General features: G+C 40.4%; 14 protein-coding genes. 1 reads left to right on the top strand and 13 read right to left on the bottom strand.

The features are described from left to right. Positions 1 to 4: 4 nt before the first annotated feature. On the bottom strand, positions 5 to 877 hold the full coding sequence (locus tag AC1M9E_RS07605; RefSeq protein WP_488224649.1) for an alpha/beta hydrolase: 873 nt from the start codon (positions 875 to 877) through the stop codon (positions 5 to 7). 151 nt (positions 878 to 1028) lie between these two features. Here AC1M9E_RS07605 and AC1M9E_RS07600 point away from each other — a divergent pair, with 151 nt between their 5' ends. Continuing rightward, a complete protein-coding gene (locus tag AC1M9E_RS07600; RefSeq protein ID WP_481608201.1) occupies positions 1029 to 1697 on the top strand; it encodes a phosphatase PAP2 family protein in 669 nt (222 codons plus the stop codon). Positions 1698 to 1701: 4 nt separating this feature from the next. On the opposite strand, the gene AC1M9E_RS07595 is transcribed toward AC1M9E_RS07600, so the two are convergent. The 12 genes from AC1M9E_RS07595 to benA form a co-directional block, all read right to left on the bottom strand. Then, positions 1702 to 3015 carry an ATP-binding protein gene (locus tag AC1M9E_RS07595; protein WP_481608202.1) on the bottom strand — a complete coding sequence of 438 codons (1314 nt, stop codon included), beginning with the start codon at positions 3013 to 3015 and terminating at the stop codon, positions 1702 to 1704. A gap of 15 nt (positions 3016 to 3030) precedes the next feature. Further along, a complete protein-coding gene (locus tag AC1M9E_RS07590; RefSeq protein WP_092768381.1) occupies positions 3031 to 3711 on the bottom strand; it encodes a response regulator transcription factor in 681 nt (226 codons plus the stop codon). A gap of 13 nt (positions 3712 to 3724) precedes the next feature. Next, entirely contained in the window at positions 3725 to 5386 is a 1662-nt protein-coding gene (locus AC1M9E_RS07585) for a phosphoethanolamine transferase (RefSeq protein WP_488224648.1), read from the bottom strand. Positions 5387 to 5568: 182 nt separating this feature from the next. Next, a complete protein-coding gene (pcaD, locus tag AC1M9E_RS07580) occupies positions 5569 to 6348 on the bottom strand; it encodes a 3-oxoadipate enol-lactonase (protein ID WP_488224647.1) in 780 nt (259 codons plus the stop codon). A gap of 47 nt (positions 6349 to 6395) precedes the next feature. After that, entirely contained in the window at positions 6396 to 7598 is a 1203-nt protein-coding gene (gene pcaF, locus AC1M9E_RS07575) for a 3-oxoadipyl-CoA thiolase (protein ID WP_488224646.1), read from the bottom strand. 23 nt (positions 7599 to 7621) lie between these two features. Beyond that, a complete protein-coding gene (locus AC1M9E_RS07570; RefSeq protein WP_180028014.1) occupies positions 7622 to 8275 on the bottom strand; it encodes a 3-oxoacid CoA-transferase subunit B in 654 nt (217 codons plus the stop codon). A 20-nt stretch (positions 8276 to 8295) separates the two neighbouring features. Further along, positions 8296 to 8967: a 3-oxoacid CoA-transferase subunit A gene (locus tag AC1M9E_RS07565; RefSeq protein WP_488224645.1), complete on the bottom strand. Its 672-nt coding sequence runs from the start codon at positions 8965 to 8967 to the stop codon at positions 8296 to 8298. A gap of 43 nt (positions 8968 to 9010) precedes the next feature. Beyond that, positions 9011 to 10219: a benzoate/H(+) symporter BenE gene (gene benE / locus AC1M9E_RS07560; RefSeq protein ID WP_488224644.1), complete on the bottom strand. Its 1209-nt coding sequence runs from the start codon at positions 10217 to 10219 to the stop codon at positions 9011 to 9013. A 56-nt stretch (positions 10220 to 10275) separates the two neighbouring features. After that, on the bottom strand, positions 10276 to 11055 hold the full coding sequence (locus AC1M9E_RS07555) for a 1,6-dihydroxycyclohexa-2,4-diene-1-carboxylate dehydrogenase (protein WP_092768934.1): 780 nt from the start codon (positions 11053 to 11055) through the stop codon (positions 10276 to 10278). 13 nt (positions 11056 to 11068) lie between these two features. Beyond that, entirely contained in the window at positions 11069 to 12085 is a 1017-nt protein-coding gene (gene benC, locus AC1M9E_RS07550) for a benzoate 1,2-dioxygenase electron transfer component BenC (RefSeq protein WP_481595218.1), read from the bottom strand. Positions 12086 to 12175: 90 nt separating this feature from the next. Beyond that, positions 12176 to 12679 carry a benzoate 1,2-dioxygenase small subunit gene (gene benB, locus AC1M9E_RS07545; RefSeq protein WP_035270498.1) on the bottom strand — a complete coding sequence of 168 codons (504 nt, stop codon included), beginning with the start codon at positions 12677 to 12679 and terminating at the stop codon, positions 12176 to 12178. Continuing rightward, positions 12676 to 14058: a benzoate 1,2-dioxygenase large subunit gene (benA, locus tag AC1M9E_RS07540; RefSeq protein ID WP_035270495.1), complete on the bottom strand. Its 1383-nt coding sequence runs from the start codon at positions 14056 to 14058 to the stop codon at positions 12676 to 12678. The genes benB and benA overlap by 4 nt, the downstream gene beginning before the upstream one ends. Positions 14059 to 14066 lie beyond the last annotated feature (8 nt).

Genomic DNA, 14066 nt, shown 5'->3' with positions numbered 1-14066 from the left:
AAGTTTATTTTAGTTTTTCCAAAAAATGTTGATGCGCTGCGATGAGTTGATCAAAAACGGGCGAATGAAATAGATCGAAGTGACCGCAGACGAACTCACGATATTCACCTTGTTTTAGTTTTTGTGCGAGTTTACGTGTTGCTTTGACAGGAATAAGTGAATCTAGTTCCGCACCTGACACAAAAACAGGGCATTGAATTTTATGAACGATCATTGTTGGTCGGTATAAACCAATGGTTGCAACGATTCGAGCTGGTACAGCATTTTTCCAATGCATCCCGTCTGGAATCAGTCGATAATAGGCATCATAGCAATCTTCACCCGCCAAAATGGCAAACCGATCTTTTGCAACTACAGGCATGGTTTTGAGTCTACCTATTTTTGCTAGGGCTAAATCTTGTAATGCAATCATGGTTGCAGGCAATAAATATTTTTTCGGATACAGTGTCAAGCTCGCTAAACCATCAACGTGTGGAAAATTAGAGATCACTGCTTTAAAGGTGTGTTCACTTGCTAATGTTAGAACATGCGCACCACTGAACGAATACCCCCATAAAATGATATTTTTTTTCGGGATGTAGAATCGGGTTTGAATATAGTCGATAACGACTTTCCAATCCTGAAGTTGACTATTTTTATCAACAAGATGCTGAACAGGACCACCGCTTAATCCAAAACCAGAATGATCAAATACGCATACGTTATATCCCAATTCTGCATAAGCTTCAGCGAAAGAGTTTAAGCCACAGCTTTTTTCTCCACCTAAGCCATGAGCCATAATGATGATACTAGAATCTTTTGTGATCGGCTCTGGCATATAAAAATCCGCTTGGATTTGATAGTTGCCATTCGGAATGAGTAATTCTTGAGTTTGCATCGTGGTTATCCTTAACACTTTTTTATTTTTAAACCCAACTCAGGTTGGTTTAAGCATATCGTTATGCAGTATAAAAGTCTATTTGATGTCAAATCGTTCAGAAAATTTTAAGCCTGATTGATTTAAATACATTTTTATTCGATGTATTCGTATGAGTTTTTTCTATCGCAAGCAATGTATCGCCTTAATCTTGAGCTATTTCATTTTGGTCAATCTATTTCCAGTACATGGTGCAGTCGACATGAAATTGATTCAATTAGGCTTAAATTCAAAAGGAGTGTTCTATTTAAAAGATGCATTTTGGCCAAGTGTAGTCGGGCATGAATGGGTTAAATATGTGCTAATCGCGATGTACTGCAGTATGCTGATATCTGTAGTCATGGTTGCTCATCCCAAATCGAGAAATCAAAATTTGGAAACCTCTAAAAATTACATCACAATTTTTGCAGTTGCTTTAATTTCAATTATTTTAATAGCGTTGTTCAAATCACAGTCGAACTTGATGTGTCCATGGGATGCAGCTCAACCTCAGGGAATGACAGTTGTCTGGAGTCTCAGTAGTAAAGTTGGGCATTGTTTTCCTGGAGGTCATGCTTCTGCAGGTTTTGCATTATTGAGTGGGTATTTTGTGTTCAGGAGCAAAAAAAGCAAATTAGCTCAATTTTACTTATTGAGTGCAATTCTCTTGGGAATGCTTATGGGATGGACGCAAATGCTCAGAGGAGCGCATTTTTTTAGTCATAATCTTTGGACTGGTTGGCTGATTTGGATGTTCAATGTCGTAATATTTAGTCTAAAAGAAAAGGTTAAATTAGCCTAAGCAATTAATGTAGTTTAATTTCCACTCTCACCAATAAACCACCTAATTGAGGGCTGCGATCAAAGATAAGATTGCCCCCCATACGTTCTACCGCTTTTTCAACAATTGATAAACCTAAGCCACTACCAATTTCTTGATGTTGCTCGACTCGATAAAATCTTTTTTTAATACGTTCATACAGATCTGCTGAAATTCCTGGGCCACTGTCCTCGACTTGAATGATAGCTATATCATTCTCTTGAAATGTAGAAACGTTAATGATGCCATTGGGGGGCGTGTATTTAATCGCATTCTCTATTAAATTGGTTAATATTGAATCTATAGCAGATGAGTAATTTATAATTTGAACGTATTCATAACGTTCCATACCTAAATCGATTTCTTTGGCTAAGGCTAAATGAATCAATTGCTCAATAGATTGATAAGCACGTTCATCTAAACGAATACTCACTTTTTTCTCGTTACTGGCATTTAATGAATCTTGTTGAGCGAGATTTAAAAGCTGACCGACCAAATGCTGAGTTCGGTGTAAACCATTATTCATTTTGATTAACGATTCGTGATGGGGGAGCTCTTTGAGTAAAATTTTAGTTTGAAGATTTAATGCAGTAATTGGTGTTCTTAATTCGTGAGCGGCGTCTGCAATAAATTGTTTTTGTTCTTGTTGGGCATCAGAGATCCTTTGAAATAATTGATTGATCGCTTGAATGCTGGGTACTAGCTCAATAGGGTACTGTTGAGGGGCAATTACGGTCAGCTCACTTGGTTTACGTGTACTTAATTCGGATTTAAATTGCTCAAATGGAGCAAAATTTCTTCTAATTATAAAACCTAAGCCATAAATCGCGAAAGGCATAATGATTAAATAAGGTAAAAACATGTTGATTGCGAGCTCTATGGCTAAAGCTTGTCGAACAGAGTCTTGTTGGCTCACTTGAACTTGAACAGTTTTCAATGGAATCACATAGGTATGCCATTTACCATAATGATTAGTGTGATGATAAAAACCTGACTTAGCGACTGGCTCAACCAACTGTTTAAACTTTTCATGTAAATGTGATTGTTGGTCATAGGCCCAAACATCTACAAATAAATCTTCTTCATGGTACTGTTTTAAATGTGAAAATTTACTCTTTACAGGATCTGGATTAAATTTTGCAACGCGCTCTGCCAGATTTTTCAGCTGAGCATCAAGTATTTCATTTGTTTCCTCTAAAGCTGTTCTATAGGCTGAAAAAACCAATATACATCCCATCACCACACTAAAAATTGAGGTAAATACAACAAGTTGCTTTTGTAAAGAGTAGGGTTGCGTCATGTATCAATTCTTGTTTTATGGTGTAGGCTGACCTAGCCGATAACCTAATCCTCGCACATTACGTATAAAATTTTTACCTAATTTTGAGCGTATGCGATGAATATAGACTTCAATGGTATTACTGCTGATTTCATTTTCAATATCATACAGTTTTTCTTCAAGATTAGACTTCGAAAAAATCTTATTTGGATAAGTTAAGAGTGGAATTAATAAAGCCCACTCACGGTTTGAAAACTCAACCGTCTGATTTTCAAAACTCGCGATATGTTGTTCAAGATCTAACCTGAGTCCGCCAAACTCTAAAATTTGTTTTATCTGGGGTGTATTTTGTTGAGATGCACGTCTGAGTATGGCGTGAATACGCGCTAATAACTCCTCAAACTCGTATGGTTTTACTAGATAATCATCAGCGCCTTGATTTAATCCATCGATACGGTGCTGAAGTTGATCTCTTGCTGAAATAATGAGTACAGGAATTGAAGGAAATAGTGAGCGAAGATGTTTGAGTACTTGCATGCCATCCATCATAGGTAATCCAAGATCGAGCAGCACTAAATCAAATGCTTGTTGATTTAATTGTTTTAAGCCATCGATGCCATTATTGACCCAGACTACTTCAAATGATTGATATTGGAGCAACTTTTGAGATGACTCTGCAATCATAAAGTCATCTTCAATCATCAGGATTTTATTCATATTAGGCTCTGTTCTATAATTGAGGTTTGCATTGTTGGCTGAGGTCTAATGCGGGTTGTAATGTTGTAGTATGAATATTTAATAAACTTAGCATGGTGTGAAAGACATTGTCTTGGCTTAGTACATCATTTTTCCGAGATTCAATGCATCGTACAGTTGACGCTTCATGTTTTCGCCATGCTGTTGAAAACCACATGATCATCGGAACATGAGTTTGTTGTGATGGTGCAATTTGATAAGGGGCGCCATGTAAATACATTCCATGTTCACCCGTGGATTCACCATGATCTGATAAATACCATAAAGCGGATTGAAATTGAGTTTGTTTGTTTAATAAATTGATTGTCGAAGCGAGAATATGGTCTGTATATACAATTGAATTATCATACGTATTGATCAGAGCTTGTTGACTACATCCCTGAATTGCGCTGGTGTTACAGGTCGGCTGAAAGGGTGTGTATTGATGAGTGGACCGTTTATAGTAAGCTGGGCCGTGACTTCCCATTTGATGGAGTACGATAAGTCTTGGCGTTTTATCATTTTTGGGAATGGCTTGAATATAGGCATTAAGGCTATCAATCAATATTTCATCTTTACATTCACCCTTAGAATCGCACCATTGCTTATGAATAGATTCGGGAATTTCATAACGCTCAACCCGATTACAAACCTCTTTGCATCCTGAATTGTTATTGATCCACGTTACTTTGTAGCCCGCACGTTGAATAATATCGAGTAAGTTCTCCCGTTGTCTTGCGACTTTTTCTGTATATGCTTGTCGAGTCATACCAGAAAATAAACAAGGTACGGATACCGCCGTTGCAGTACCACAGGAACTGACGTTACGAAAATTGATTATATTTAATTTGCTTAATTCTGGATTTGTAGCTCGATCATATCCATTCAACTGAAAACTTTCTGCACGTGCTGTTTCTCCTATCACTAAAACCATCAGTTTTGGAGTTTGATGGGTCGCCGTTTGAATAAATTGGTGTGCATCACGTCCGTAGGGTTGAATTATAGTATTTTTGGGAGGTTGAAGATGTTTATAATAACTGAAGGACGCTGCAACGACATTTTGAGGGCTGATCATTCCTTTCAACTCTCTGTTTTCTCTAAAAATAGCTGCATAGTCAACATAATATAAATAAGCGCAACCTAACACTAAAATTAAACTGATTGCACTGTGTAACATTTTCCTGCAAAGGGTATGAGAAAACGTTGATTTTTTGATATTCACCCAATAAATAAAAAAAAGAGGCGCTAAAATAAAAAATACAACCCAAATAAATAATCTTATATTTATCAGATCAAATGCTTCCATCGTATTGGTTTGCATCATATTTTGAATCTGATCAGCATTAATAATAATGCCTAAACTACTTACAAAATATGCAGACATACCGCCTAATACAATCCAGATACTTGCAAATATCTTTACGTTCAATCTCCAATGAATAAGGTTGAAAATAAAAAAATAAGCAGCTGTGATTAAGACAGATGAACCTATTAAAAAAAGAATTGCTGGGTAACCTTGATAAGGTGTGAGTGAAGTAAGTTGTTTGTAGAACGCAATATTTAAACCAATGCCAACCCATACTGAGAGTACTAAATTGAATAGTGCTAGGCTTATCGTTGGTTTTTTCCATTGCTGAATGATAGATGTGTAGCGCATACGATGAGTTCTAATATTTAACTACGCTGAGATTAGGTTTTATTTCTTAAAATTTACTGAATAAATGATTGAATTCTAGGACATAAAAAAAGCCAGACTGGTGGAGCAATCTGGCAAAGCGTCAAGATGAGTCACCCGTGACAAGTGATGTTTCCTGAGTTCAGGTTTGAGTTGTTCTAAACTTAAGCCTGAATAAATTCAGCCACAGCTCGGTTAAACGCCTGTGGTTGTTCAACATTAGAAATGTGCGAAGCATTAATCTCAACAAGTTGACTACCCGCAATCGCGGCTTGCATAAACTGACCATCTGCCACAGTGGTCACAGGGTCTTGCTGACCTGCAATAATCAATACAGGAATCGAAATCTGTTTGAGTTGTTCACGCACATCCGCCTTAGCCAAAGCTTCACAGCAGCTTGCATAACCTTCAGGGCTGCCAGCTCCTAAGTCGTTTGAAAGTTTTTCAATCACTGCTGGGTTGCTTTGGATAAAGGGATCTGTAAACCAACGACCTGCAGCCGTTGATGCAATCGGTGCTAAACCTTGTTCACGAACCAATACGGCACGATCATTCCAAGCATTTTCATTGCCAATTTTAGCGGCGGTATTACACACAATCACATGACTAAAGCGTTGAGGATGATTGATCGCTAACCATTGGCCTGTCAAACCACCCATCGAAATACCACAGAATGCAGCTTTATCAACATTTAAATGGTCGAGTAAATTCACCACATCTTGACCAAGTTGATCAATGGTATATGGACCTTGAGGCGCGTCTGATGCACCATGACCACGCGTGTCATAACAAATCACATAATGAGAAGCTTTAAAAAACTCAATTTGTGATTGCCACATGCTGAAATTTGTCCCTAAAGAGTTAGAGAAAACAAGAGCAGGCTTGCTTGAATCACCAAAAGTTTGATAATTGATTTGCGCATCATTTGAAGAAAAAGTAGGCATAGAATCCCTCCCGACCTCCCTTAAGAAAAGGGAGGGGGTTTTAATAGTTAAACACGTTCAATAATTAAAGCGATGCCTTGACCCACACCGATACACATAGAGCACAATGCATATTTGCCACCAGTTGCTTCAAGTTGATTCAGTGCAGTCGTCACCAAACGCGCACCTGATGCACCCAATGGATGACCCAGTGCAATTGCACCACCATTTGGGTTTACACGCGCATCATCGTCGGCTAAACCTAGGTCACGTGTACATGCCAATGCTTGTGCTGCAAACGCTTCGTTCACCTCAATCACATCCATTTGCTCTAGTGTTAAACCTGTTTGAGCCAGTAACTTTTTAATCGCAGGTGCAGGACCAAAGCCCATAATGCGAGGTTCAACCCCAACGGTGGTTGCACCAATCACTTTGGCACGAGGCTTTAAACCATATTTTTCTACAGCTGCATCAGACGCAATCAGAATCGCAGCAGCACCATCGTTAATCCCTGATGCATTACCTGCGGTTACTGTACCGTCTGCTTTTACAACAGGTTTTAACTTGGTTAAGGCCTCGAGGGTGGTTGCACGAGGATGTTCATCTTTTGCCACCACAACCGCATCACCTTTACGCTGTGGAATAGTCACAGGCACGATTTCTTGATCAAAGAAACCGCGTGCTTGCGCTCCAGCCGTACGTTGTTGGCTGGTTAAAGCAAATTGGTCTTGATCAGCGCGGCTAATGTTGAACTGTTCAGCCACGTTTTCGGCCGTTTGCGGCATGGTTTCAACACCATACATTTCTTTAAGCTTCGGGTTGATAAAACGCCAGCCCATGGTGGTGTCTTCAATCTTTTGACTACGACCAAATGCACTCTCAGATTTACCCATCACAAATGGGGCACGTGACATGGATTCAACACCACCTGCCACAATCACGTCAGCCTCACCAGCTTTAATGGCACGCGCGGCCATTGCTACGGTATCGAGTGATGAACCACATAAACGGTTGACTGTGGTTGCAGGTACTGTATAAGGGATACCTGCTAAAAGCGCCGACATACGACCGACGTTACGGTTATCTTCACCGGCTTGGTTGGCACAGCCAAATAAAACGTCATCGACGACATTCCAATCCACAGAAGGGTTACGTTCCATTAATGCTTTTAATGGCACTGCACCTAAGTCATCCGCACGGACAGGGGCTAAACCACCGGCATAACGACCAAAAGGCGTACGGATGGCATCAATGATGTATGCGTTTTTCATAGTGTAAGATCCTAAAACCAGTCTTAAGCCTGAGTGGCATCAATGAGTTTGGCACCCGTCATCGATTGAAGCTCTTCAAAAGATAAGCCTTCAACTTTCTCAATGACTTTCATGCCATCTGCCGTCACATCAATCACACAAAGGTCCGTATAAATGCGGTCCACACATTTCAAACCTGTCGCAGGATAAGTCAGCTCAGCAACGATTTTAGGTTCGCCTTTTTTAGTGACATGATCGGTGGTAATAAAGACTTTCTTCGCACCCACGGCTAAGTCCATTGCACCACCCACAGCAGGGATGGCATCAGGTGCACCGGTATGCCAGTTTGCAAGATCACCATTTTCTGCCACTTGGAAAGCACCGAGTACAGCGATATCTAGGTGACCACCACGCATCATTGCAAATGAATCACCATGATGGAAGAAAGCTCCGCCTTCTAATAAAGTCACAAACTCTTTACCCGCGTTAATTAACTCAGGGTCACGGTCTTCTTCCGCAGGGGGGGGACCAAAGGCCAATAAACCATTTTCAGAATGTAAAAAGACATCTTTGTCAGCAGGTAAGTAACTCGAGATCTTGGTCGGCAAACCAATCCCAAGGTTGACATAAGCACCATCAGGAATATCTTGTGCAACACGTTCAGCAATTTGATCACGGGTTAATTTTTGATAACTCATTGTATTTCTCCAATCTCAAATTACTGCGCAGGTTGAACTTGTACAACGTGTTGTACAAAGATCCCAGGGGTGATGATGTGTTCAGGATCTAAGGCACCGAGTTCCACGACTTCTGATACTTGTGCGATGGTGATATCTGCTGCCATGGCCATAATTGGACCAAAGTTACGTGCAGATTTACGGTACACCAAGTTCCCCCAGCGATCGCCCTTATGCGCTTTAATTAACGCAAAGTCAGCTTTAATTGGATTTTCTAAAACGTAGTCTTTACCTTCATAATTCACGGTTGGTTTGCCTTCAGCGAGCAAAGTACCAAAACCTGTAGGTGTGTAGATTGGACCTAAGCCCATACCCGCCGCTTGAATACGGCAAGCCAAGTTACCTTGTGGTACAAGTTCTAACTCGATTTTGCCTGCACGGTAGAGTTCATCGAAGACATAAGAGTCAGACTGACGAGGAAAAGAACAGATGATTTTACGTACAGCGCCTGCTTGTAACAGTTTAGCCAAGCCGTAATCACCATTACCTGCGTTGTTGTTGACGATCACTAAGTCTTTAATACCGAGTTCAATTAAGCCATCGATGAGTTCAGCAGGCTGACCTGCAGTACCAAACCCACCAATCATAATGGTTGAACCGTCTTTAATTTGGGAGAGGGCTTCGGTTAAAGACGCTGAGCTTTTATCAATCATAATCACTTCCTAAACAAACGATCTACATTTACCTTTAATAGGATCAGGTCGATGTAGACGATGATGGGGTAGTATTTTGACGCTTCGTTAAAATCACGTGCGCTAAAATACCTATACAGATTCCCCAAAAAACTGAACTTAAACCTAAAAATTGCATGCCTGAAACAGTCGCCAAGAAAGTAAGGAGAGCTGCATCACGATCCTTTTCTTGGAACATAGCAACGTGTAAATTTGTAGCAATAGCACCTAAAAGTGCTAAACCTGCTAATGCAGCAACAAGTTCTTTAGGCAGTAAGCTAAAAAGCATCACAATGCTGCCTGCAAATAAACCACCTAAAATATAGAAAATACCGTTCGCAATACCTGCGATATAACGTTTCTCTTTGAGCTCATGTGCATCTTTACCTGTACAGAGTGCGGCTGTTATTGATGCCAGGACAATGGTGATCCCGCCCACACAAGCAACAGCTAACGATACGATACTGGTAGTGGTAATAATCGGTTTTGCTTGAATGTCATAGCCACTTAATTTCAAAATTGCCATGCCAGGTAAAAATTGACCAGAAAGGCTGACTAAAATAAGAGGTACTGCAAGATTTAGAAAAGAGTTAAGCGTCCACTCGGGCGCAATGAATTGAGGTATTGCAAGTGAAAACTCCATATTCACAGCATTGAATTTTCCGAGGACTAAACTAATGAAAATACCAGCTGCCAATACAAAAAGCATGGCATATCGAGGTGTTAAACGCTTAGCAATCAAATACGAAATAAGCATTCCAAACACGATATATGGCATGGTATTGGTCGCGGTAAAAAGACCAAATCCGAACTGACATAAGATACCAGCCATCATTCCTGCAGCCACTGATTGCGGTATCAAAGCCAATAGTTTGTCGAAATATCCAGTAATACCAATGATGAAAATCACTACAGCTGTAGTGATATATGCAGCAACTGCTTCATTCAGTGATATATCTGGAAAAAGTGTGACTAGAAGAGCAGTACCAGGTGCCGACCAAGCGGTAATGACAGGAACTTTAAATTTTATTGATAATAGAATTCCAGCTACAGCAGCACCAATTGAGATACCCCAAATCCATGAAATCATCATGTCTGGTGAAACTTGGGCTTGTTGTGCTGCTTGAAAGAAAATAATTAATGGTCCGGCATATGAAATCAATACAGCTAAAAAGCCGGCGACAGTGGCGGAAATAGACCAATCTTCTTTTAGTGTTTTAAACAGGGTTGCCATTGTATTTGCCTCCTTGCGTCAATGATCCTGTGAATTTAAAGAGTCCGTGATCAGGGTTAACCCTGATCACCACCACCTACAGGTACGACTGTGCCTGTAATGTATGAAGACTCATCTGAAGCAAGGAACAAAATAGCATTTACTTGTTCTTGAATAGTGCCATAGCGTTTCATGTAGCTGCGGTCAATTGTTTGATCAACCACTTCTTGCATCCAAGCTTGATCTTGCTCAGATAGTGGTGAAGTATTACGTGGAATTACACGTGGTGGAGCTTCAGTACCACCTGTAGCCACAGCATTGATGCGGATACCATCTTTAGCATGTGCAAATGCCATTGATTGAGTAAAACTATTTACACCACCCTTAGCTGCAGAATATGGAAGACGGTTAATTCCACATGTGGCGATAGATGATACATTCACGATCACACCAGATTTTTGGTGTTGCATGTGTGGTAAAACTGCACGACAACTCCATAAAGTAGGAAATAAAGAACGATTGATCTCTTTAATAATTTCCTCTTCAGAAAACTCTTCAAAAGGTTTCATCCAAATCGCACCACCAACATTGTTGATCAGCACATCAATTCGGCCAAAAGTCTCGATCGCTTTATTTACAACGGATTGTGCACCAGCATAGGTTTCAAGATCAGCTAAGACAGTGACACCTGTGCCACCTTGAGTCGTAATTTCTTCAAGTGTGGTCGTCACGTATTCAGCACGGTCAGCCAGTACAACTTTTGCACCTTCGCTAGCTGCTTGAAGAGCAACACCGCGACCGATGCCTTGAGCGGCACCAGTAACGATTACGATTTTATTTTCAAATCTTTGATTCATGTTCCTCTCCACTTTAATTCGCAGAGAATTTTTCGAATAAGAAGTTTGCAGGTTTAACGCCTTCAGCATCTAACCAACCACGAACTGCATCTACCATAGGAACAGGACCACAGAGGTAAACGTCTACATCACCACCGTTGAGCCATTCAGTTTCAATGTGACCTGTCACATAACCTTTACGTTCGTGTGCAGATTCTGGGTTTGCAACTACGGTACGGTATTCAAACCAATCAAGTTTTTCTTGAAGTTTGTTGAGTTCTTCAATAGCAACTAGGTCAAAGTCATTGGTTACACCAAAAACTAAACGTACTGGATGTTCAGAACCTTTTTCTTCTAATACTTGAAGCATCGACATAAATGGAGCAATACCTGTACCACCAGCAAGCATTACTACAGGGCGTACTACATTACGTAAGTAGAAGCTACCAAATGGACCAGTGAATGTCATTTTTTCGCCGACTTTCGCTTCGCTGCTTAAGAAGCTACTCATCTTACCGTTAGGAACGTTACGAACAACAAAGCCGGTCAAACGGTTGCCTGGCTTAGAGCTGAAAGAGTATGAACGTGTTTCAGTTGATCCAGGTATACCTACATTTACATACTGACCAGCAAGGAAATTGATATCTGGCTGACCCTCGTCTAGTTGAATATCAAAGGTAATTGTAGATTCAGATAAGTTTTCTACACGAGAAAGTGTACCTTGATATTGATGAATTTGAGTTTTGCATACATCAGATGATGCTTGAATTTGGAAAACTGCATCTGAAGTAGGACGGCACTGGCAAGCTAAGATATAGCCTTGCTCAGCCTCTTCTGGTGTAAGTGCATCTTCAATATAAGTTTCTTCAGGCATGTCATAGCTGCCAGACTCACAAAAAGCTCGACAAGTACCACATGCACCATCACGGCAATCCAGCGGAATATTAATCTTTTGACGATATGCAGCGTCAGAAAGCGTTTCGCCTTGTGCAACTGAAATAAATCGGGTTACGCCATCTTCAAATTGAAGTGCAACATTATGGTTTGACATGGCTGAATATCCTTTAAGAATCTTTTGAACAATTTTTTGGTGTAACTACCAAAATTCCATTTGGTAGTTACTGAACTTGTTATTTACTAATTACAGGTGATATACGTCGATTACTTGATTGATGTAATCATTTTTGAGTACCACATATTTATTTAAAATTTGTGGTTTTTCACCAGACAAATTGATTTCGTAGCGTGACATGCCGAAGTAGCTGTACGACTTTTGGTAGCGGTAACTTAAAGTGTTCCAGTTGAAACGAACAACAACCTTATCTTCATGACGTTCAAGAATTTCAATGTTGTTAATATTGTGGCTTGTACGTGTATCAGGCATTGTTGCAGAAGAGCGTTCAGTTTTGATACGGAACACGCGGTCTTCTAAACCTTGACGATCTGGATAATAAATTAACGAGATTTCTGATTGAGGATCTTCAGTTAATGTATTGTAGTCATCCCAAGATGGCATCCAGAACGATGCTGTAGGTGCATAGCACTCTAACCATTCATCCCACTGTTCATCATCAAGTAGGCGCGCTTCTTTAAATAAGAACTGGCTCACTGATTCTAAAGTTGCTTCAAGATTCGCGTTACTCATGCGTTATCTCCTTGTTCAGCTAAAGCTTGTTCTGCTTTAATCGCACGTTTCATTTCTTCTAACCAATGTTGATGTTGAGCAAGGTATAAACCTTCGTCTTCAGTTTTAACGCCTGAAAGTTTAGGTTTTAGACCAATTTCGTTTGCTGCATCATCTGGGCCATTGATCCAATGCTTTGAGCCACGGCACATATCGTTCCACTCAAGTTCGATACCAGCATAACCTGCTTGACATGCACGGAATTCTTCTAAGTCATCTGGTGTCGCCATACCTGAAGCATTGAAGAAATCTTCATATTGGCGAATACGGCGTGCGCGAGCTTCTGGCTCTTCACCTACAGGTGCGATGCAGTAAATTGTTACTTCAGTTTTATCGACAGCAATTGGGCGAAGTACACGGATTTGTGAACCGAACTGATCCATCAAATAAACGTTTGGATATAAGCAAAGGTTACGTGAGCGCTCGATCATCCACTTCGACATAGCAGGACCGAATTTCTCAGAGTATTCATCTGCTTTAGGGAAGTTAGGGCGGTCTTCAGGGTTAGCCCATTGTGTCCAAAGCAACATGTGACCATTTTCAAAACCGTAAGAACCACCGCCTTGTTTACCCCAAGATCCTGCGCTCATTGCACGGATATTGTCGCCAGCTTGTTTTTCTTTACGTTGTTGCGTAGTCGCAGCATAATTCCAGTGAACCGCAGATACATGGTAACCATCTGCACCATTTTCAGCAGTGAGTTTCCAGTTTCCTTCGTATGTATAAGTTGAGGCACCACGTAAAACTTCTAAACCTTGATCAGACTGACCCACGATCATATCGATAATTTTAGTCGTTTCACCTAAGAATTCTTCTAATGGCAAGACGTCTGGGTTTAAGCTACCGAATAAGAAGCCTTTATAACTTTCAAAACGTGCAACTTTCTTAAGATCATGTGATCCTTCTTTGTTGAAGCAGTCAGAATAACCAGCATCTGTTGGGTCTTTAACTTTTAAAAGTTTGCCTGAGTTATTGAATGTCCAACCATGGAATGGGCAAGTATAAGTAGCCTTATTACCACGTTTGTTACGGCAAAGTTGTGCACCACGGTGTGAACACGCATTGATCATTGCATTTAGCTCGCCTTGACGGTTACGAGCAATCACGATTGGCTGACGACCGATGTGTGTCGTGTAATAATCATTGTTATTTGGAATTTGGCTTTCGTGTGCCAAGTAAACCCAATTACCCTCAAAGATGTATTTCATTTCAAGGTCAAAAAGGGCTTGATCAGTGAAAACTGAACGATGAAGTTTAAATTCACCTGTCTCAAAGTTGTCTACAAGTAACTCATCAAGACGATCTAAATGGCTGGTATTAATTACAGGAATACGTGGCATGGACGTTC

Source organism: Acinetobacter sp. 24-47-47 (assembly GCF_057737035.1).
Note: the sequence above shows the minus strand (reverse complement) of the source record. Positions and strands in the feature narration are given on the sequence as shown.